We start from the raw sequence: 19,614 nt of genomic DNA on the forward strand, positions 1-19,614 counted from the left end.
TATTAAACTTAGTGATTTTTAGTCACTTAAACAAATGAAAATCAACTGTTTAAAAAAAATATTTAACAAATACTGACACTCCAGGCAGAAAAAAACTATCTTGATACAAGAGTTGTGCAACAGGCACAGCGGTTTTGCGTCAGGCGGGCTGACGTGCAAACTTGGAGCTTAGTGCTTCTAATGAACTTTAGTGATTAATTGAAACTTTGTGCTCCGAAACCCGCTTGAACGCAAAGCCGCAGAACGTTATGGGCAATACAAAGAGACCTTAGAAATGGACTGGAAGGAGTATGTAACGAAAGGAATAGAAATGCAGGACGAAACGAACGGTTTTAGTTTCAATCCGCCTGCACCGGCTAATTTAATTTTCTATGTAAAACGTCAGTTTGGTCTTGACGAATTGCCGAAAGAACTGGAAGAGTTATACCGACAGACAAATGGGATAATCCAAACTATAAACGGTGAAAAGATCGGCGAACTTATTTGGACTATTGAGCGGGTGATAGAAACAAATAAGAAATACCGCACCCTTCCAGACTTTAAGGAGTTGTACATGTCTTTTGAACAACTGTTGTTCTTTTCTGACGCTGGCAATGGAGACTTATTTGGTTTCGTGACACTGAATGGCAGATTTGAAAAGAATGATATTTTTGTTTGGAACCACGAAGAAGATAGCAGAACCTGGATTGCACCTAATTTAAAAATGTTTATTGAATGGTGGACAAATGGAAAAATCAAGATTTAACTTACGACCAACTGCCACTAACAGTCGCTTTAAAAAAGTCGGGCAGAAGTGCTATTTTTCAACAACAAAACAATAATCAGCGGCAGAGCAAAAGTGAGGCTTCAGAACATTGAATACCCGCCATTCTTAAAGCGCTTATCCGTTCAACTAATCCCCCTATGCCCAACAACCCACAAAAACCAGAATTTTGGGAATCCAGCTTTAGCGAAAAGCAGGCCATGTGGGGCTTTGAGCCCGCGCGGTCAGCGGTGCTGGTCCGGGATTTCTTTGTTGAGCAGGACGTCCGGCAGGTACTGATTCCGGGTATTGGCTACGGCCGAAATGCGCAGCCTTTCCTGGACAGCGGCATGGCCGTGACCGGCATCGAAATCTCCCAAACGGCCATTGAGATAGCCCGGAAGCAGTATGGTACAGCCCTGACGATCTACCACGGCTCAGTGACGGACATGCCTTTTTTTTGTCCTTATTGAACCTCACAAATAATTAAAATCCCTTCTTCTTAAAACAGATCAAGTGCTTAGCTCATAAGCGCCGCATCCGTTATTGGTCTTCTCACCCACAAAGGCTTCTACACCAATCAGGGCCCCGAATGGAATAGCTCATCCTAAGAAAGAATTCATAAACGGGAGAAGTAAATCCAGCAAGCAAGCCCACAAAGCGCTATTCTTTCTTCGAAAAGTTACATAAAACACAAAAAGTACTATTGCTTGGCGTCCGCAAAACTTCGTATATTTAAAAGCCAATAGCCAAATCTCTAATGTCCTCAACCTAAGGTCAAAAAAAGACAAACAGCTTACTATGACAACAACCTGTAAGAATTGTAATTATACTTTTCAAGGTAATTATTGCAACAATTGTGGACAAACTGCCAATACTCATGAGATTAATTTTACAAGCATTTTACACGAAATACAACACGGCATATTCCATATCGACAAAGGGATACTTTATACTTCAAAAGAATTATTTCGGAGGCCAGGGCATACCATTAGAGAATATCTGGATGGAAAGAGGGTTAAACATTTTAAGCCTTTTGCTTACATATTTATACTATCGACTATATATGCTTTATTGACAAAAGTATCGCACAAAACGAGCTTTCTTGACGACTTTTTAAAAGGAATGAACTATGCTTCTACCACAGAATCGAACACTAACCTCGGTTTGTTGGGAGAAATTATTCAATGGATGGCAAATCATTATGCTTACTCAACTTTGATTATTATCCCCATTATTTCGTTCTCTTCTTATCTTTGTTTTTATAAAACAAAAAATAATTTCTTTCAGCATCTCATTCTCAATTCATTCGTTGCCGGGCAAAGAACGGTAGCTTTTTTAATCATACTACCCTTTGCATATTTTATTAAAGACAAAGAACTGAACGGAATAATAGACGTTATAAAATTCCTTTTAGGGATTTGTTTGACATTTTGGACATATTATCAATTTTTCGACTCACTTAAACCTATAAAAAGAGTATTATTGACCGTTGTGACCTATGTGGTTATGGGAATTTTGTTTATACTAGTAATATTATTAATTGTTTTGATTTCAAAAATGCTGAACCCAACATCGTTTTAGCATTGTGGCGGCCGAAGTGGTTCTATGAATCATTTACGTCCCGCCCCAGCGGCGCAAGATTCAACAACAAGAATTTTTCTGAACCCTTGGGCGGCCCTGTTTTTATTCTGAAAATCCACTACATCGCCAAGCTTATAGGTCTGTGAATTGATTTGTAAAGGCTCAACCGATAACGCCAGAGGCCACGGTGGTAACGGATTTACACGTTTACAGATATTTAAAAGCAAAGTAACCTGGCAGATAGTCCACAGCGTGGTCGTAAGCGCCGAAAAATCGTGTGATTCCGCTGGAATCAGAGGAAGGTTTGGCTCGAATCTTGGCTATATACGTGAGATTCCTCCGGAATCTTGAAATTCCGCATAAAGCACTTTCTATATCCATGAGTTTCCCTATAATGACCCAAGTGCCGCGAAAGTCTTGTTTTCTTCGGGGAAAGTAGGAAACCAGTAGATACTTGACCACCTAATTCACGCATCAATAAATCCGTTAGCTGCATACAACCCTCCCCACCATGACCATCAACCCACAAAAACCAGAATTTTGGGAATCCAGCTTTAGCGAAAAGCAGGCCATGTGGGGCTTTGAGCCCGCACGGTCGGCAGTGCTGGTCCGGGATTTCTTTGTCGAGCGGGGCGTCAGGCAGGTACTGATTCCGGGTATCGGCTACGGACGCAACGCGCAGGTCTTCCGGGATAGCGGCATGGAAGTCACGGGCATCGAAATCTCCCAAACGGCCATTGACCTAGCCCGGAAACAGTACGGCCCGGCCCTGACGATCTACCACGGCTCGGTGACGGACATGCCCTTTGATCATAATCGTTACGACGGTATCTTCTGCTACGCCCTCATCCATCTGCTGGACCGCCCCGAGCGCGAGAAGCTGATCCGGGACTGCTACCACCAGCTCTCGGAGCAAGGCTACATGGTTTTTACGGTCCTATCCAAAGCCGCACCCACCTACGGCCAGGGTACCTACCTCAGTCCAGACCGGTATGAAATGTTTGGCGGCGTTCAGCTGTTTTTTTACGACCGCGCCTCCATCCAGGAAGAGTTTGGCGGGGCCGGACTGTTGGAGGTCACGGAAGTGACGGAAAACTACCCGTTCTTTTTGATCACATGCCAAAAGGGTACTTGAGGGAAAATATCTGTAATTTTGCGCTTGGCCGGCAAGTGTATGAAGCAAAAATCCCCGCTATAAAACGTTACGGATCATTAAATTATAATTAAAAATTTGGTTAAATATTTGGATCGAAAAATCGGCATTCGTTGCTGGTGAGAATATCAACATGGGCAAAAAAAATTATTATGAAAATTATCTATATTCTACTCATAGTGATTACTGTCGAAGGGTATGCACAAACAATGCCTGAGCGAATAATTAAGCCCATTTCCCTTCCTGCTCAACTGATAGAGGGACGATTTTTTCTTAAAATACCTACCATTAAGGGCGATACTATCTTAGGATATTGTGACACAGGTGGCGGTTATACAGCAATTTACCGTTCAGCCGTGGCAGAACTTGGTCTGGCATCAAAGGTTAAGGTCTTAGATATAGAAGGCGATACGACGAAATATATTCTGGCAAAAGAAATATACACTAACAGCGATATACCCTATCCACAGATTGCCAGCTATTTCAAGTCACATATAGATACCCCTTTTTTGGAAGCACCTGATGACACGCGGGAGAGTTTGTTCTTAGCAAGGTTAGTTAACTATCAGGTATTCCTAGGGCAGTTTTTTTTTATCAATCATTCGTGGACCTTCGATTACCTAACGGGGAGAATGTATGTCAATACGTCCATCAGGAAAGATCAAAGTGACCAGAACGTACAAGTGATCCGTTTTAAAAAAGACAGAACTGGAAATAAAAAGTTTGGTCATCCAAGCATGAAATTGGAAATTGATGGTAAAGTACTGGACTTTCTATTTGACACAGGAGCCATGTTTTTGCTAAGTGAACATGGTAAAAATAAATTAGGGGTCGATGTGGAGGTGACAGCAGGCTCCTTTATAGCAACAAGTGTTTTCAACGAGTGGCACCGCCGACATCCCGACTGGAGAATCATTGAAAAGGGTGAACTCACAGGGTCAGACCTGATTGAAGTACCTGAAGTGAAAGTAGGAAACTTAACGGCAGGACCTGTATGGTTTGCCAAAAGACCGGATGAGGCTTGGTCAAAAGGAATGATTGGAAGTATGGATAAAGTCGTAAAAGGGGCAATTGGAGGTTCTTTTTTACACTATTTTAAAGTGACTATTGATTATAATAGTGAGTTAATAAAGTTTAATAAATAGACGCCGACAGGCTAAAACGTACGCAGCCCATGCGTTCAATAACGCACTCCCCAAATAAATTCCAACAACCCACAAAAATGTTAAGCCCTTGCTGGTGTTTTCTCCGGCAAGTGTATGAAGCCCCCCCGCTATAAAACGTTACGGATCATTAAGCTAAATTTATAATTTGGTCCAATATTTGGATCGTAAACTCGGCATTCATTATTGGTGAGAATATCATCACAGGCAAAAAAAATAAGTCATAAATCTAAAATCATAGCAAGCAAAAAACAATGAATGAAAAATTAATTCAATTTTTATCAAAATTCAACGAACTGAATGAAAATCAAGTTCAAGAATTAGCTGGATTGATGACTGTTGTTGAAATTAAGAAAAACAACAATCTAGTAAAAGAAGGACAGGCATGTAACTTGTGCTACTTTGTTTTAAAAGGTTGTTTAAGACAGTATATTATTCAAGATGGTACCGAAAAAACAATAGGGATTTATACCGAAAATCAAGCCGTAAATTACTATTCTAATCAAATTGAACAACAAAAATCAGAAAGTTATCTCACTTGTATTGAAGACTCTGTTTTGCTAATTGGAAATCCTGAAAAAGACAAAGAATTATTTATTAAGTTTCCTATTTTAGCTGATATAACTCGTAAAATGATTGAGGCTGATTTTGGTAAAACCCAAAGTACACTTGCAAAATTTATTACTTCGTCTCCTGAACAACGTTATTTGAATCTAATAAACGAAAGGCCCGAACTTTTACAACGAGTACCTCAGTATTTTATTGCCAGTTATCTGGGGATGACACCTGAGTCTTTAAGTCGAATAAGAAAACGTATTTTAAAAACGTCCATAAATTAAGAATTGATTTTCACGACAACATTCCCTTTTTTTTGCCTGTATCCACGTAGCGATGAGCTTCAACGATTTCATTTAATGTATATATCCTATCAATACATGAGTTATAATTATCCTTCTTAAAATTCTTCACATCGCTTCCTATCTGTTCTACAATACCAGCGTAAACTGTGCCTAATATTGGATTTCTCGGCTTACCCCATCCGAATATAAGCTTCATGATTGTTTTCTGAAAAAGATTTCCTTTTAATGTTCTAACAGCTACATCACCTGAGTTTACTGCAGTAGCACTAATCCGTATAAGTAGTTCAGTTACTTTTGTAATAGGCTATCCAGCGTTGCAATACGCAATACTTCAACACCACCGTATCCTTCACATACAACTGCCTTCATCGTATTAGTTGACATTTTATTAATAAATAAAAGCCCTGGCAAATATTTAATTAATACGCCTATTTAACTATATATTTTCACTTTTCCCTCCTTTAATAATCATCCATAAGGCAAACAGTACTTCTCCTACTATTTGAGGCACTGTAAATATAGGCTGTATTAAAGCTGTGAAGGCAACAGGATTAGCAGTAAATAGCAGTCCAACATTAAGTAAAGTATAGCCAATACCAGCAATAATTAACAATGATTTTATAGTGTAATTTACCCATTTTTTACCACCTTCATTATTAAAAAGTATCCCTAAGGCTATAAGATGAAACCCAAAGGCAATAAGTCCTAATGACCAAAATTTATTAAACAAACCCACATTCCCTACTATATGATAACCAATACCAATCCCAAATATTGCGGAATAAAGTATTCGCAAGAATCCAGTTGTTTTTGCAAGATTGGGTTTCTCTTTTCTATAGTACCTAATAATACCTATCGAAATAAGCACATCAAGCAGTAAAATAGCTACCAAACCTACACTCGCAGTAGTTGTTCCCAATGCGGGAATAGAAATACCCGCTAAAAGAGCCATTAAAATAATGGCTCCACCTTTGATGATAGCCTCCTTTCGTTTTGATTTTTCATAAATACTAGTATCTTGATTTTTGTTGAATGTGTTCTTTTTTTCAAAAACCTTTTTTATATGCGGACTAGAAGTTGCATTTATAGGCTTTATTTGTTTTTTTAAATATAACTTATTTGAATTTGCAACTTTATGCTCCTGATGTTGATTTTGCTCAATTAAATCAAAATTAGAGTGGCCTAAATCGTGTGAATTAATTTCCTCACTAGATGCAAATGAATTAAATTCTTCCGTGGGCAAATCAGAAGATTGGTCATCAATAAAATTTAGGTTGGACATTTTTTCTCGTTTATAATTATGTCCTTTTTTTAAAGAAAATACTTTACGAACGTTAAAAGTTTTAATTCCACTCTTATACCTCTTGTTTTTTAAGCCTTTTCCTGAGTCAAAAGAAGGGCAGGCGACCTTATTCGGAGTCGAACAAGACGACAAAATGAGTATCGTAAGAAATATTACGCTTTTGGTACCTTTAAAAATATTCTTCATAAAGAGTGTAAATTATTTTTGCAAAGGTACTTTTTCAAAAAAGTTCTATTCATTGACTTAAGATAAGAAATCCCAAAACCGTGATCAATCATTGAAAAGCGAAAGTTGAAAAGAAGCGAGGCAGTGCCCTAGATCGTGATCGAGCCCGGCTTCTGCGCCTACTCAAAACAGACGATTGCAAATCTCAGGCTACCGCTGGGGCAGCCATGGACTTATGTGAGCGCCATGCTCACCGGCTGTGGCAGAGCTATGGTCAAAAGGGCTTCGACGGACTAATAACAAAGCCCTCCAGGCGGGGATTCGGAAAGCTCACCAGTCAGCAGATTAGCCTCTTGCGGCAGATTCTGCGCGACGACCAGGCCACGCGGCTGGACTTTGTCAGGCTTCCAGCAACCTGCCCGCAGCGGCTCAACGGCGGCGGCCGACCACCCCGTCGAACGATTCTACCGAGAAGTTCGAAGGCGGCTGAAAAACAGGATATTCCAGACTCTGCAAGAAGCTCAACAGCGCATCCAAGCTATTGCCGAACAGCTTTCTGAATAAAGGGGAACGTCGTTTCGATAACGTGCTTCCCATATCTAAAAAATACAATATCATCAATCTGAATTAGGATAAGAATTCTAGAAGAAATAGTTTTAAAAAAACTTATTTCTTGACTTAAGTTAACGTTTTATGTACTATGGCTTATCTAATTTTGTAGTATTGATTGAAAATATACTGAACTAAAAATTGTTGCAAAAAGCTGAGAATAACTTTTAAAGAAAAGAGAAATCAATGCACTAACGGTAAATATTCCAAAAAGAAGTATGACCCTAAAAAAAATACATTACATTTCAGGACTGGCTATAACTATTTTTGTTGGGCTTCATTTATTCAATCATTGTTTCAGCATTATAGGTGCAGGCAAACACATTGAAATAATGATAATTTTACGACATTTTTATCGCAACATTTGCGTTGAGACAATTTTATTTTTGACTATATCAATACAAATTTATTCAGGGTTTACACTTTTTAAGGTGAACAGAAAATCAGCAAAGACATTTTTTGAAAAAATGCACATTTGGACCGGATTTTATTTAGCACTATTTTTTATAATTCATTTGAGTGCTGTTTTAGTAGGACGGCTTTTATTAAACCTTGATACGAATTTTTATTTTGGTGTTGCAGGGCTTAATTCGTTTCCTTTAAACATGTTTTTTATCCCCTATTACGGTCTTGCCATCTTTTCTTTTTTTGGACATATTGCTGCAATTCATAACAAGAAAAGAAAGGCGGGCTTTCTAAACCTTACACCAAAACAGCAATCAAAAGCAATTTTGATTTTTGGACTAATTTTGACCATTGTACTATTTTACGGACTGACAAATCGGTTTAAGGGAGTAAAAATACCCATAGAATATGAAGTCCTTCTAGGGAAGTAAAAACAACGAACGGCTAATAGGCATTTGGTTCAAAGGCGGGTGAAGTGCTTCCTTGAAGATTCTACCTCCCATCAACTTTTGTGGTATATTGCCAGATTTTTGCCGCTTAGGCGGGCTGATCCGAAATCCGCCACTGCGACAAGCGCTAAAACGCTAGCTATATTATCCATCCCCCCTCATAACCAACAACCCACAAACACCAGAATTTTGGGAATCCAGCTTTAGCGAAAAGCAGGCCATGTGGGGCTTTGAGCCCGCGCGGTCGGCGGTGCTGGTCCGGGATTTCTTTGCTGAGCGGGGCGTCAGGCAGGTACTGATTCCGGGTATCGGCTACGGACGCAACGCGCAGGTCTTCCGGGATAGCGGCATGGCCGTGACCGGCATCGAAATATCCCAAACGGCCATCGAGATAGCCCGGAAGCAGTACGGCCCGGCTATGGCGATCTACCACGGCTCGGTGACGGACATGCCCTTTGATCATAATCGTTACGATGGCATCTTCTGCTACGCCCTCATCCATTTGCTGGACCGCCCCGAGCGTGAGAAGCTGATCCGGGACTGCTACCACCAGCTGACGGAGCAAGGCTACATGGTTTTTACGGTCCTATCGAAAGCCGCCCCTACCTACGGCCAGGGTACCTACCTCAGCCCGGATCGGTTCGAGATGTTCGGGGGCGTTCAGCTGTTTTTTTTACGACCGCGCCTCCATCCAGGAAGAGTTTGGCGAGGCCGGACTGTTGGAGGTCACGGAAGTGACGGAAAACTACCCCTTCTTTTTGATCACATGCCAAAGGGGTACTTAAGGGAAATTATTGGTAGTTTTGCTCTCAGCCGATAAGCTACCCTACGTGATTCAATGCCATCTAAAAATCATATTCGTATGTCTTTTCAAGCCTATATCGACAACATCCAAAAGAAAACCGGAAAATCCCCCGAGGATTTCAAAAAAATAGCCGAAGAAAAAGGGTTTCTGCAAAACGGGGCGCTGGCCGTAAAAGCGACTCAGGTAACGGATTGGCTGAAAGAAGAATTTGAGCTGGGCCATGGCCACGCGATGGCCATTTATGCCACGCTCAAAGGCAAGACCGAATAAAAGACGAGCTCGCAAACCTTAGATACCTTGACGGATCAGCAGGTTCAATGCCCAACCGATGTACGCGAAGGGTCCGCCGCTACCCCAATACCGGACCCGTTGTGCAAATCGTTTGAACGGGAATTTATTTTACATACCGTGTTAGAGAATAAATCTTTGTATCGTAGTTAGTGATATCATCAACTATTTTTTTTTATCTTCATCCGCCAAAAGCGAAGTGCCGTTCTTTCTATGGCATGTCTGTACCATCCATGAGACGCTTCAAGTAGTAGAACAGCACTCTGAGCGTATTCTTCTGACAGAGAAAAGTAGCACGGGGAAAACCCGCCTATGCACATGCGTGAACCCGTTGTCGATATCCCTAAGAAGTGCTATTTCTGTATCGAAAGAACAGGGCTTATCTTGCTGCTGGCAATAAACTGCTGCTATGGACAATCCGTAAAAAGTTTTACGAATGCCGGCATTCAGCTTTTTTATGAAGAGCAAGGCACCGGCCCGGCCTTATACATCTTGACCGGTGGTCCTGGCGCCCCTCCCGAACATCCAGCCTATGAACTAATGGATAGTTTAAAAGCCGTTTTCACCTGTGTGCTGCTTCATCAACGGGGTGCCGGGAAGTCCCGCCATGTTGCTATTAATGAAAAAACCATCAACATAGCGAGTTATCTGAATGACATTGAATTGTTACGCCGTACACGAGGTGACCAGCAAATAACGCTTCTGGGAATCTCCTGGGGGGGCCTGCTTGCCATGAATTACGCTGCGCTTTACCCACACGCTGTATCCAACCTGGCACTGTTAGGTTCTGCTCCACCTTCTTACCAGCTTTGGAACGTACTCTTTGACAATCAGCACGTTCGTCGTTCCGGTGCGGAACTCGATTCCATGCAAGTACTTCAAAAGATATTTACTCAGAAGACTGATGCGGAATTAGACTCCTTAAAAAAGGCAGATCCGCTGGCCAAAGAAGTGGTAGCTTTCAAGCATTTTATGGCAATCCATGCTCGGTCTATGTATTATGATCGGACTAAAGCTGCCAAAAACTTCGAGGAGCTTTTTTATGGCTTCAACTTCCAGCCGATTCCCTACATCGACAAAGAGGTAATGGAAACCCAATGGGACATTACGGCCGCTTTGAAAAAGTTAAAAACACCGGCTCTCATTTTGTATGGACGGCAAGATGATCAAGGGGAGTCGACCTTCTTCCTGCAAAAAGAATGTCTTAAGAATAGCGAAATAAGGGTTATTGAAAAATGTGGCCATATCATGTGGGAAGATCAGCCAGCAGAATTTTATAAAATTCTAATTTCTTATTTAACAAAGAACCCAAAATAGAAATCCACCAATATCCATAGCGTTTTGGTTCGGCTTAAAACCTCTTTCTCATGCATGTCGGTGCCCCCCCATGAGGTTTGGGAAGCTTACCAACAACAGATCAAGCTTCTAAACATTTCCAGAACACGACCCTTTAAATGGATACGGATAGAATCATTTCACAACTGGTAGCGCATTTCAGGGAGGTGGTCCCCCTGGATGGTAGCGAGGTGGAGTTGATTACTTCTAAACTCGAACTAAAAAAGATAAAACGAAAAGAGTACCTGCTCCAGCCCGGTCAGGTATCCTGGCACATGCGGTACATCGCCCAGGGAAGTATGCGCGTATACTACCTCGATGAGAAAAGCCAGGAACATACGTTGCAGCTAGGCCTTGAAAACTGGTGGATCAATGACTTGTATAGTTACCTGAGTGGGAAACCTTCCCGGATGTTTATCCAGGCCAACGAGCAAACTACCCTGATCCAAATCAGTAAAAATAACCTAGAGACCCTCTACAAAGAAGTACCTGCCCTATCGGATTTTTTCCGCTTGAAAATACAAAGTGCCTACGTGGCCCTGCAAGAGCGGACCATCGAGCACCTGAGCGTTGATGCCTACTCCCGGTACAGGGCTTTGATTTCTGACCACCGAACCATGGAGCAACGCTTCCCCCAATACGTCCTTGCTTCCTACCTGGGTATAACCCCGGAATTCTTAAGTTTCCTGCGAAAAAAGCACGTTACAGACATTTCTTAAGGTACCTTAATTTTTAGCTTTTCGGCCCTGCCTAGGTTTGCGCTGTCATTTAGATAAGCAATAAAATGAAGGCCAGGTACATGACGCTTGCACTTTTTTGGGGTGTCACTTTCAAACTTACCGCCCAACCAGTAACCTACGTACCCGACCTGAACCTCGGGCACCGCTCCTTTACGTATTTGCATACCATTAGCTACTCATTCAACGATAAAATCAGGATCAATAACCTTACCCTCCTGGACACGGAGTACCAGGAAGATAAAAACAACATCTTTTTCATCCGAAACACCGTATCCTTTTCTATTTCCCAAAAGATTGCTCTAAACGCCGCCGTGGGAATCAAAAACCCGGGCTCTTTTCTGACTGCCTCGGCCCAATACCGGGTCGTCAAACCTACCTACTGGTTTGCTTACTCCCTGGGTACTACCTACCAGCGAGGCTTCACGCTGGAGCAAGCGGTATCCTTTGATTATTCGCCGTACCTGACGCAAACCCTTCAGCTGTATTTCAATCTATTGGCCATTGCCAATGTCCATAGGCAGGGCTATCAACGCGGGCTGCAGTTTGTCCGGTTGGGCTTGAAACAGCAAAAAGCCAGCTATGGCTTTGCCCTTAACCTGGATCAATTTAACAACAATACAAAAACCTTACAAAACGCCGGACTTTTTATCAAGTATCACTTTTAACCATTGAATAGCCATGAAAAAAAGCATTGACTCAGGCATGTTTATCAGCCGAATCGCCGTTGGATTTCCCATGTTGTTTTACGGAATTAGTAAAGTACAAACCGGAGTTGGTTTCATCGAAAGCCTTCTCGTGGAAAAAGGGCTGCCCGCCTTCCTGGCGTACGGCGTTTATGCAGGAGAGGTAGTGGCTCCGATCCTGATCATCGTAGGCTTCCGGACGCGTTTAGCCGGATTGGTTTTTGCCATCAATTGTCTTACGGCGATTGTTCTGGCCCAAAGTACCTCTATTTTTAAGCTCAATGACTCCGGGGGCTGGGCGTTGGAGCTGCTAGCGATATACCTGTTGATGGGAATCAGCCTTCTATGTACGGGAGCGGGAAAAATAGCTATTTCGAGCCAGCATCCGTGGGATTAGCCCATCGCGCAGGGGATGAGCCAGCTGAGTGACCTACGCTTAGCCACGATCTACGTTGCTAAAAAACCTGGGAATTGTAAGCCATTTTGCATACGGTTTTTGTAGTCAGCAACAAAACGCTACTTTTATCCCATGAGTGAGCATACTTGGCTTTTTTCAAGTTTATGTACCTCCTTTATCCTTAACGTGTGGTCAAACCGGTGCTTATTAAGCACGGGTAAAGACGCACCGATCAATAACAAATAATTAAGCTATAAAATGGTACAAAAAACATCAAATGCATTCGTAGCCGCCTCCTGGATTGCCTTAGGGGTAGGCATGGTGGGTTATTTAGTAGGGCTTTGGAGATCGGAAATGGTATTAAACGAAAAAGGGTATTACTTTACGGTTCTCATGTTTGGCCTTTTTTCCGTTGTATCTCTTCAAAAAAGTGTTCGGGACCGACTGGAAGGGGTACCGGTTACGGATATGTACTACGGAATTTGTTGGTTTGCTACCCTATTATCCATTCTTTTACTAACCGTGGGGCTTTGGAACGCCACCTTATTACCCAGCGAAAAAGGGTTCTATGCTTTTGCCTTTTTACTAGGCCTTTTTGGGGCTATCTCCGTGCAAAAAAACACCAGGGACAACATGCCTACCAACAAGGCTGAGTAGAAAAATCAACCAGAATCCTAGCGGCCGCTTTTAGGGTACCTCCGTCAGCGATTGGAGGATTTAATCAAGTTGGGGCAATCTCTGGTAGCGAACCTCTTACAGCGTCTATGGACAAGGTACCTTGAGGCCATAGGAACTGAATGGCTGGCGAAAATACTATCAGAAAATGCAAGTTCCGGGGACAAATTTTGAAACTATCAACAAAATTTCCATGTCCAAATTACTAGCCCTCAGACAACAACTAAATATAACCCAAGAGGAGTTGTGCGAAAAATCGGGGGTTTCGGTACGGACCATTCAACGCATCGAAGCAGGCACTGCCCCCAAAGGGTATACGCTGAAGGCGTTGGCCAAAGGACTGGGCGTAAGCGAAGCCGACTTGCTCGACGAGAAAGAGAAAAGTGTACGGGATGAGAGTACCTGGTTGAAAGTAATCAATCTGTCTCCCCTCCCCTTTATTGTTATTCCGCCCCTCAATATCGCGGCTCCGCTCCTGCTGATGTTTTGGAAGAATCAGTTCACACCCACTACCCGGCAGATCGTCACGATTCAAATCCTGTGGACGCTCGTTGCCCTCTTACTTTTGCTGCTCATCATGATGTTGAACGACTGGTTTGCCATACAAAGCAAATTCACTTTATTAGTACCTATAGTCTGGGTACTTTTAAACGGCTTCGTCGTTCTTCGGAATGCCGCCGAAATCGCGAAGAACAACACTTTACGCATCTCCCTAAAATTTAGCCTATTGTAATTTTTGGCGGGTCATTGGCGGGTCGGTGACGGTACTTTGGCGGCTACCTGGCACTTTCCGCTACCGGAATGTACCCTTCCTTTGGGGTAACTAGCAGGAGCCAGTAAATACCTGCTTATCGCTTTCTAAAATGAGCCCCATGTGTAAGACAAAAACCCCTTTACTTCCGACGTATACCCTTTTACGGGTAATCCTTCTTATGCTATTTGGCCTAAGCTCGCCCCTTTTCGCCCAAAAGAAACTTCCCGTCATTAAAGCGACCCAGGAAAATGCTTTCATCCTGGATGGAGACCAGGTCAAAGTAAACTGGACGCTCGAGCCCGGTCTGAAACCGGACATCTACTACGTAAATATTCCATTAAAAGGTAGTAAGGTAACGCTCCAGACGGATCAGGACAAAATCAGCTTTAAAACGAAGTACGGCCAAATCTACGATTTGATCGTGCTGCTCCGTGAAACCGACAGCTGCCTCGTTCGGATTGTAGCCAGGGAAGCGCCGACGCCCGTATCCATGCAGCTGAATAAAACCTACCCTCAAAGCATTCCCTTTACTTTAATTGGTTCGAGAATATACTTTCAAGGGTACCTTAATGGCCAAAAAAATGTAACTATACAATTTGATCTCGGTGCGGGGGCATCCTGCGTTAATAGATCAGCTTCCGAAAAATTGGCGTTAACCTTTGACGGAAAGGCCATGGTCGATAATACCCAGGGCGTAAACGAGGCCAGGGTTAGCTCGGGCAATACATTAACGCTGGGCGATTTCAGCTGGAGCGGGGTACCACTCATTGAAGTAGGAAACATGAAACCCCACGAGGATTTGATTATTGGCAATGGGCTTTTTCGCAACAAAATCATTGAAATTGATTATGATAAAAAGCTCCTGACCGTGCACGATCAATTGCCTGCCTACGCGAAAGAGTATAAAAAGCAAGCCGTATTTTATGAACAAGACCGACCCAAGTTCAAGGCTGATTTTGTTCAAAATGGAAAGAAATACGCTTTCTGGTTTCTGTTCGACACCGGCCGTGACGGAACCATGCTCCTTGGCGAAGACTTCACGAGCCAGGGTAGTAACTGGGCTAACCTGAAAGAATTGCAAATCCTAAACGGAAGAAAAATCATTCGGCTGGATGCCACCATTGCCGGAGTGGAATTCAAAGACATCGTTACCAATGCCGCCGATCCCTCCAATCCTCAGGGACGGACTACCCTGTTCGGAAATCAGGTATTAAACCACTTTAATGTCATCCTGGATAATCGAAACGGCCTGCTCTACTTAAAACCAAACAGCCGAAAAGACGAACCCTATTCCGATTACGAAAGCTACCTGAAACAAATGGCGAAATAATAGAGGTACTTTACATTCCCAATTGATGAGCGATTAGGAATGTAAAGTACCTTGTAGGGTTTTCCTGCTTTTACTTCGAGGAGTTTACTTTACGATTCAAAAGCGTGTACAAACTAATTTACGGATCACTAACGCGCCTTCGTGGCCGCGTAGCGATCGAATGTATGTAGAAGAGAACTTAGGTAGTGAATCCGCGTGCCGTTGGGTACCTGAGCCTCACCGCTCGTTGCGTACTTAACGGCACTGATTCGGCTCATGAGTATGGATGGGTGAATTCTTCATAACGCTTTCCCGCCGCATGAGTGTACAAGCATAAATATCACCTCTCTAAGAAAAATAGTTACAGGCTTACTCACTGATCAACACAGGGCTTTCGTACAAAAATGCCGAAGGCATGATAGGATTATAGCTTTACGAAGGGGTAGTTTTCTTTTTTCGCGTTGCGCCACAAACAGCCTATATACGGCGTATAGGTACGAAGAACGTTCAGGGTACTTGTTACCCCAAAATACCATTACCGGTTACATAAGTATACTTTAGTAGCCCTGTTAAAGTACTTAGGCTGGGGAAATTGCTTTTTTGTCCGTAGATTGTGAACGCTTTGGGGACGGGCGGTACTTGGTCCGTCCCGAAGGGCATAAAGCCTAAACCACACGTTATATGCGCATGCATTACCTTTGCGTTATTGCCTGGCTCTGGACGTCGTCCTGGGTACAGGGTCAGGTTGTTGTTCGTTCCTCACAGGACAGCACCGCGCCTGGCTATCAGGAGGCACTTTCGCTTTACCGGAAAGCGACCGCCGAATCGCAACACCTCTACAACGGCAGCCGGTACTTCTTTTACGACAAGCGGGCCAAAACGCACCCTTTCTTCGAAACCGAAAACTGGGAAGAAGGTACCGTGCATTACGATGGCCTGCTGCACGAGTCGATCCCGATGGTATATGACATTCTGAAAGATCAGGTGGTGATCAAGCACATCCGAGGCTACGGCAACGTGCAGCTCAACCGCGACCGGGTCAAGTACTTCCGAATGCTCGATCACACCTTTGTGTGGCTGCAGGCCGAGCAAAACGTAGGAATTCGAACGGGCTTTCACGACTTGCTGTACGATGGCGAAACCAAGGTATGGGCACGCCGAATCAAAGACCGGCAGGAACGGATCGACAACATGGTGGTAGTGGTGGAGTTTAACGCCAAAAATACCTACTACCTGCAACAGGGGGGTACTTTCCGGGTTATTCACAGCAAAAAAGCCTTCCTTAACCTGCTGGCGGACCAAAAGAAACCGCTAAAAAGGTACCTTCGCCAGCAAAAGATCAATTACCGCCAGGACCGTGAAAATGCCCTGGTGAAAATGACCGCTTACTACGACCAACTTGTCCGCCCATGAAGCTATTTTTACGAATCGCCGTTTGCGTATGGCTGTCTTTCTTCTTGTCGGGCGGCGGCGCGTTCGGCCAAAGTACCCCCACCCTGGACGCCTCCTTTCCCAACGTGAGCTTTCCGCAGTTTGTGCAGCAGATCGAAGCCAAAACCGACTACTACTTCTACTACGACGCCTCCCAGCTCGACAGCCTGCAGGTCACGCTCCAGGCCACGGGCCTCTCGCTGAGGGCCATCCTGGACCAGGTGTTTAGGGATACCGAATTTACCTACGCCATCGACGACCAGCGGCGTGTCTACGTGACCAAAGGCCAGGCCATCATTACGCAGCTAGCCCCCAACCTCTTCGACGCCCGTAGCCAGGCAGATACTACCGAGGCCATAGCTTACGCCTCCCCCACCAGCGACCTGCAGGAGCAGCTGCTGGCCACGGCCGAAAGTAAGCTGTTTGAAATCGGGATCAAGCGGGTGCGGATCACGCCGGGCAACTCGGTGCTGTCGGGCTACGTGCGGGACGCCAACACGGGCGAACCGGTGATCGGCGCGGCCTTATTCATCGAAAAACCCTACATCGGTACCACCACCGACGCCTTGGGCTACTACTCCCTCACCCTGCCCCGAGGGCGGCATACCTTGCGCATCAAGAGCGTGGGCATGCGCGAGAGCCGTCGGCAGATCGTGCTTTATTCTACCGGTACCCTGGACATCGAACTGCTGGAGAGTGTGGTAGCGCTGAAAGAGGTGTCCGTTAAAGCCGGGGTAGACGACAACGTGGCGGGCAACCAGATGGGTCAGGTAAAGCTGAACATTAAAACGCTGAAACAGGTACCTACGGTGTTTGGCGAAACCGACCTGCTGCGGACCATCCTGACCCTCCCCGGCGTAAAAACCGTGGGCGAAAGTAGCGTAGGTCTGAACGTCCGCGGCGGTTCGACGGACCAAAACCTCATTTCGTTCAACGACGCCGTGGTGTATAATCCGTCCCACCTGTTTGGGTTCTTTTCGGCCTTTAACCCGGACCTCATCAAGGACGTAGAGCTGTACAAAAGTACCATCCCCGCCCGGTTTGGGGGTAGGCTGTCGTCGGTACTGGAAATCAACAGCCGCGACGGCAACAAGAAGAAATTCGTGGCCTCGGGTGGCGTGGGGCTTATCACCGGGCGTTTTACCTTAGAAGGGCCCATTATCAAGGACAAAACCTCGTTTCTGCTGGGCGGACGCTCCACCTATTCCAACTGGGTACTTAAGCGGCTCGACAACGCTTCTTTCAACAATGGCTCCGCTTCGTTTTATGACGTCAACCTCCACCTGAGCCACGAAATCAACCAGAAGAATAGCATCTACGCCACCGGGTACCTGAGCAGTGACCAGTTCCGGCTCGTTGGCGACACCCTCTATACTTATCAGAATCAGCTCGCTTCGCTCAAATGGAAGCACACTTTCAACGACAAGCTCTACAGCGTTTTTACCGCCTCACACAGCAACTACGAGTACGCCATCGGCAGCCAGGCTACACCCACGGCGGCGTTTGACCTCGCCTTCGGCATCAACCAGTCCAACGTCAAGGCGGACTTTACCTATTTTCTGCACCCCAACCACACCCTGGAGTTTGGTGCCTCCACGCTGCGGTATAGGCTCACTCCCGGCTCTTTCACCCCCAAAGGCAGCGAGTCGTTGGTAGTGCCGGATATTCTGGAAGCGGAGCAGGCCCAGGAAAGTGCCATTTACCTTGAAGACCGCTTTGAGGTAAGTACCCGGCTCTCGATCACGGCGGGCATTCGTTTTTCGCTCTTTCACTACCTGGGCCCACGGACGGTCAACACCTACCTGCCCGGCTTCCCCGTTGAAACCATTTACGCCGAAGGCAGCCAGCGGTACGAGCGCGGCGATGTGATCAAACGCTACGGCGGACCCGAATACCGCCTTTCGGCACGCTATACCCTGCGTGACAACACCTCCCTGAAGGTGAGCTATAATACCATGCGGCAGTACATTCACCTGCTCTCCAATACGATGATCGTGTCTCCGACCGACATCTGGAAACTGAGCGACAACAACATCAAGCCGCAGCAGGGCGACCAGCTCGCCGTGGGCCTTTATAAAAACCTGCGAAATAACAAGATAGAACTCTCGGTAGAGGGCTACTACAAAAACATCCAGAACTTCCTGGACTTTAAAGGCGGCGACTCGCTGATCCTGAATCCCCGCGTCGAAACCGCCGTGATCAATACCGTCGGGAAAGCCTATGGCGTGGAGCTTATGCTGAAAAAACTCACCGGCAAGCTCAACGGCTGGGTGAGCTATACCTACTCGCGCTCGCTGCTGCGCGCCACCGACCTGGCCGCCTCCGACGTACCCAACCAGGGTGCCTGGTACCCCAGCAACTACGACAAGCCGCACGACTTCACGATGATCAGCAACTACCGGTTCAGCCACCGGTTTAGCTTCTCGCTCAACTTCACCTACAGTACCGGTCGGCCCTACACGCCGCCCATTGGGAAGTACGTCATCGAAGGCTCTACGCGCATTTACTACGCCGAGCGCAACCAATACCGCATCCCGGACTACGTCCGGACCGACATCTCGATGAACATTGAAGGGAATCATAAGATCCGGAAACTGGCCCACAGCTCCTGGACGCTGGCGGTGTACAACCTGCTGGGGCGCCGGAACCCGTCGTCGGTTTATTTCCAGACCAACAACGGGCTCATCAACGGCTACAAGCTCTCGATCTTTGGCCAGCCGATCCCCACCGTTACGTATAATTTTAGATTTTAAAGGGTCCCGAT

At 45.1% G+C, this 19,614-nt stretch carries 21 protein-coding genes; 18 read left to right on the forward strand and 3 right to left on the reverse strand.

The window, feature by feature from the left end; all coding sequences use genetic code 11:
* The first annotated feature begins 208 nt into the window (after positions 1-208).
* The 6 genes from HNQ92_RS10045 to HNQ92_RS10070 all read left to right on the forward strand — a co-directional run bounded on the left by HNQ92_RS10045 (position 209) and on the right by HNQ92_RS10070 (position 5,481).
* Entirely contained in the window at positions 209-745 is a 537-nt protein-coding gene (locus HNQ92_RS10045) for an SMI1/KNR4 family protein (protein WP_221307427.1), read from the forward strand.
* Positions 746-903: 158 nt separating this feature from the next.
* Positions 904-1,215 carry a class I SAM-dependent methyltransferase gene (locus HNQ92_RS10050; protein WP_184173800.1) on the forward strand — a complete coding sequence of 104 codons (312 nt, stop codon included), beginning with the start codon at positions 904-906 and terminating at the stop codon, positions 1,213-1,215.
* Positions 1,216-1,543: 328 nt separating this feature from the next.
* A complete protein-coding gene (locus HNQ92_RS10055) occupies positions 1,544-2,326 on the forward strand; it encodes a DUF3667 domain-containing protein (protein WP_184173802.1) in 783 nt (260 codons plus the stop codon).
* A gap of 511 nt (positions 2,327-2,837) precedes the next feature.
* A complete protein-coding gene (locus HNQ92_RS10060; RefSeq protein WP_184173804.1) occupies positions 2,838-3,461 on the forward strand; it encodes a class I SAM-dependent methyltransferase in 624 nt (207 codons plus the stop codon).
* Positions 3,462-3,631: 170 nt separating this feature from the next.
* Positions 3,632-4,624, forward strand: a complete 993-nt coding sequence (locus HNQ92_RS10065) for a pepsin/retropepsin-like aspartic protease family protein (RefSeq protein WP_184173806.1) — start codon at positions 3,632-3,634, stop codon at positions 4,622-4,624.
* Between the two features lie 272 nt (positions 4,625-4,896).
* Positions 4,897-5,481, forward strand: coding sequence for a Crp/Fnr family transcriptional regulator (locus tag HNQ92_RS10070; protein WP_184173808.1), 585 nt, complete (start codon positions 4,897-4,899; stop codon positions 5,479-5,481).
* A gap of 10 nt (positions 5,482-5,491) precedes the next feature.
* Here HNQ92_RS10070 and HNQ92_RS10075 read toward each other — a convergent pair whose 3' ends face one another.
* Complete coding sequence (locus HNQ92_RS10075; protein ID WP_425504287.1) at positions 5,492-5,803, reverse strand: alcohol dehydrogenase catalytic domain-containing protein; 312 nt, start codon at positions 5,801-5,803, stop codon at positions 5,492-5,494.
* 135 nt (positions 5,804-5,938) lie between these two features.
* Positions 5,939-6,991, reverse strand: coding sequence for a DUF4386 domain-containing protein (locus tag HNQ92_RS10080; protein WP_184173812.1), 1,053 nt, complete (start codon positions 6,989-6,991; stop codon positions 5,939-5,941).
* A gap of 806 nt (positions 6,992-7,797) precedes the next feature.
* Between HNQ92_RS10080 and HNQ92_RS10085 the strand changes: the two genes are divergently transcribed.
* From HNQ92_RS10085 to HNQ92_RS10130, 10 genes are all read left to right on the forward strand, one after another.
* On the forward strand, positions 7,798-8,415 hold the full coding sequence (locus HNQ92_RS10085) for a hypothetical protein (protein ID WP_184173814.1): 618 nt from the start codon (positions 7,798-7,800) through the stop codon (positions 8,413-8,415).
* Between the two features lie 238 nt (positions 8,416-8,653).
* Positions 8,654-9,253 (forward strand): class I SAM-dependent methyltransferase, encoded by a 600-nt coding sequence (locus HNQ92_RS10090; RefSeq protein WP_246439959.1) that lies wholly within the window; start codon positions 8,654-8,656, stop codon positions 9,251-9,253.
* A 42-nt stretch (positions 9,254-9,295) separates the two neighbouring features.
* Entirely contained in the window at positions 9,296-9,508 is a 213-nt protein-coding gene (locus HNQ92_RS10095; protein ID WP_184173816.1) for a DUF4287 domain-containing protein, read from the forward strand.
* Positions 9,509-9,844: 336 nt separating this feature from the next.
* Positions 9,845-10,843 (forward strand): alpha/beta fold hydrolase, encoded by a 999-nt coding sequence (locus tag HNQ92_RS10100; protein ID WP_184173818.1) that lies wholly within the window; start codon positions 9,845-9,847, stop codon positions 10,841-10,843.
* A gap of 137 nt (positions 10,844-10,980) precedes the next feature.
* Entirely contained in the window at positions 10,981-11,580 is a 600-nt protein-coding gene (locus tag HNQ92_RS10105; RefSeq protein WP_184173821.1) for a Crp/Fnr family transcriptional regulator, read from the forward strand.
* An 80-nt stretch (positions 11,581-11,660) separates the two neighbouring features.
* Positions 11,661-12,266: a hypothetical protein gene (locus HNQ92_RS10110; RefSeq protein ID WP_221307428.1), complete on the forward strand. Its 606-nt coding sequence runs from the start codon at positions 11,661-11,663 to the stop codon at positions 12,264-12,266.
* A 13-nt stretch (positions 12,267-12,279) separates the two neighbouring features.
* A complete protein-coding gene (locus tag HNQ92_RS10115) occupies positions 12,280-12,681 on the forward strand; it encodes a DoxX family protein (RefSeq protein ID WP_184173825.1) in 402 nt (133 codons plus the stop codon).
* Between the two features lie 258 nt (positions 12,682-12,939).
* Positions 12,940-13,338: an inner membrane protein YiaA gene (yiaA, locus tag HNQ92_RS10120; RefSeq protein ID WP_184173827.1), complete on the forward strand. Its 399-nt coding sequence runs from the start codon at positions 12,940-12,942 to the stop codon at positions 13,336-13,338.
* Between the two features lie 211 nt (positions 13,339-13,549).
* A complete protein-coding gene (locus HNQ92_RS10125) occupies positions 13,550-14,089 on the forward strand; it encodes a helix-turn-helix domain-containing protein (protein ID WP_184173829.1) in 540 nt (179 codons plus the stop codon).
* A 199-nt stretch (positions 14,090-14,288) separates the two neighbouring features.
* Positions 14,289-15,440, forward strand: a complete 1,152-nt coding sequence (locus tag HNQ92_RS10130; protein WP_221307429.1) for a retropepsin-like aspartic protease — start codon at positions 14,289-14,291, stop codon at positions 15,438-15,440.
* 128 nt (positions 15,441-15,568) lie between these two features.
* On the opposite strand, the gene HNQ92_RS28925 is transcribed toward HNQ92_RS10130, so the two are convergent.
* Positions 15,569-15,697, reverse strand: a complete 129-nt coding sequence (locus HNQ92_RS28925; RefSeq protein WP_281380733.1) for a hypothetical protein — start codon at positions 15,695-15,697, stop codon at positions 15,569-15,571.
* Positions 15,698-16,100: 403 nt separating this feature from the next.
* On the opposite strand from HNQ92_RS28925, the gene HNQ92_RS10135 reads away from it, so the two are divergent.
* Positions 16,101-16,832 (forward strand): hypothetical protein, encoded by a 732-nt coding sequence (locus HNQ92_RS10135; protein WP_184173833.1) that lies wholly within the window; start codon positions 16,101-16,103, stop codon positions 16,830-16,832.
* Positions 16,829-19,603: a TonB-dependent receptor gene (locus tag HNQ92_RS10140; RefSeq protein WP_184173835.1), complete on the forward strand. Its 2,775-nt coding sequence runs from the start codon at positions 16,829-16,831 to the stop codon at positions 19,601-19,603. Before HNQ92_RS10135 ends, HNQ92_RS10140 begins: the two co-directional genes overlap by 4 nt.
* Positions 19,604-19,614: the final 11 nt, after the last annotated feature.

Origin of the sequence: Rhabdobacter roseus, assembly GCF_014202275.1 — a bacterium.
GTDB lineage: Bacteria > Bacteroidota > Bacteroidia > Cytophagales > Spirosomataceae > Rhabdobacter > Rhabdobacter roseus.

Excerpts from the sequence above, each read along its gene's own strand:
- HNQ92_RS10105 (WP_184173821.1), top strand. The coding sequence starts at position 10,981 with ATGGATACGGATAGAATCATTTCACAACTGGTAGCGCATTTCAGGGAG.
- HNQ92_RS10095 (WP_184173816.1), top strand. The coding sequence starts at position 9,296 with ATGTCTTTTCAAGCCTATATCGACAACATCCAAAAGAAAACCGGAAAA.
- HNQ92_RS10100 (WP_184173818.1), top strand. The coding sequence starts at position 9,845 with ATGCGTGAACCCGTTGTCGATATCCCTAAGAAGTGCTATTTCTGTATC.
- HNQ92_RS10085 (WP_184173814.1), top strand. The coding sequence starts at position 7,798 with ATGACCCTAAAAAAAATACATTACATTTCAGGACTGGCTATAACTATT.
- HNQ92_RS10135 (WP_184173833.1), top strand. The coding sequence starts at position 16,101 with ATGCGCATGCATTACCTTTGCGTTATTGCCTGGCTCTGGACGTCGTCC.
- HNQ92_RS10140 (WP_184173835.1), top strand. The coding sequence starts at position 16,829 with ATGAAGCTATTTTTACGAATCGCCGTTTGCGTATGGCTGTCTTTCTTC.
- HNQ92_RS28925 (WP_281380733.1), bottom strand. The coding sequence starts at position 15,697 with ATGAGCCGAATCAGTGCCGTTAAGTACGCAACGAGCGGTGAGGCTCAG.
- HNQ92_RS10065 (WP_184173806.1), top strand. The coding sequence starts at position 3,632 with ATGAAAATTATCTATATTCTACTCATAGTGATTACTGTCGAAGGGTAT.
- HNQ92_RS10070 (WP_184173808.1), top strand. The coding sequence starts at position 4,897 with ATGAATGAAAAATTAATTCAATTTTTATCAAAATTCAACGAACTGAAT.
- HNQ92_RS10055 (WP_184173802.1), top strand. The coding sequence starts at position 1,544 with ATGACAACAACCTGTAAGAATTGTAATTATACTTTTCAAGGTAATTAT.
- HNQ92_RS10060 (WP_184173804.1), top strand. The coding sequence starts at position 2,838 with ATGACCATCAACCCACAAAAACCAGAATTTTGGGAATCCAGCTTTAGC.
- HNQ92_RS10125 (WP_184173829.1), top strand. The coding sequence starts at position 13,550 with ATGTCCAAATTACTAGCCCTCAGACAACAACTAAATATAACCCAAGAG.
- HNQ92_RS10110 (WP_221307428.1), top strand. The coding sequence starts at position 11,661 with ATGACGCTTGCACTTTTTTGGGGTGTCACTTTCAAACTTACCGCCCAA.
- HNQ92_RS10090 (WP_246439959.1), top strand. The coding sequence starts at position 8,654 with ATGTGGGGCTTTGAGCCCGCGCGGTCGGCGGTGCTGGTCCGGGATTTC.
- HNQ92_RS10130 (WP_221307429.1), top strand. The coding sequence starts at position 14,289 with ATGCTATTTGGCCTAAGCTCGCCCCTTTTCGCCCAAAAGAAACTTCCC.
- yiaA (WP_184173827.1), top strand. The coding sequence starts at position 12,940 with ATGGTACAAAAAACATCAAATGCATTCGTAGCCGCCTCCTGGATTGCC.
- HNQ92_RS10080 (WP_184173812.1), bottom strand. The coding sequence starts at position 6,991 with ATGAAGAATATTTTTAAAGGTACCAAAAGCGTAATATTTCTTACGATA.
- HNQ92_RS10050 (WP_184173800.1), top strand. The coding sequence starts at position 904 with ATGCCCAACAACCCACAAAAACCAGAATTTTGGGAATCCAGCTTTAGC.
- HNQ92_RS10115 (WP_184173825.1), top strand. The coding sequence starts at position 12,280 with ATGAAAAAAAGCATTGACTCAGGCATGTTTATCAGCCGAATCGCCGTT.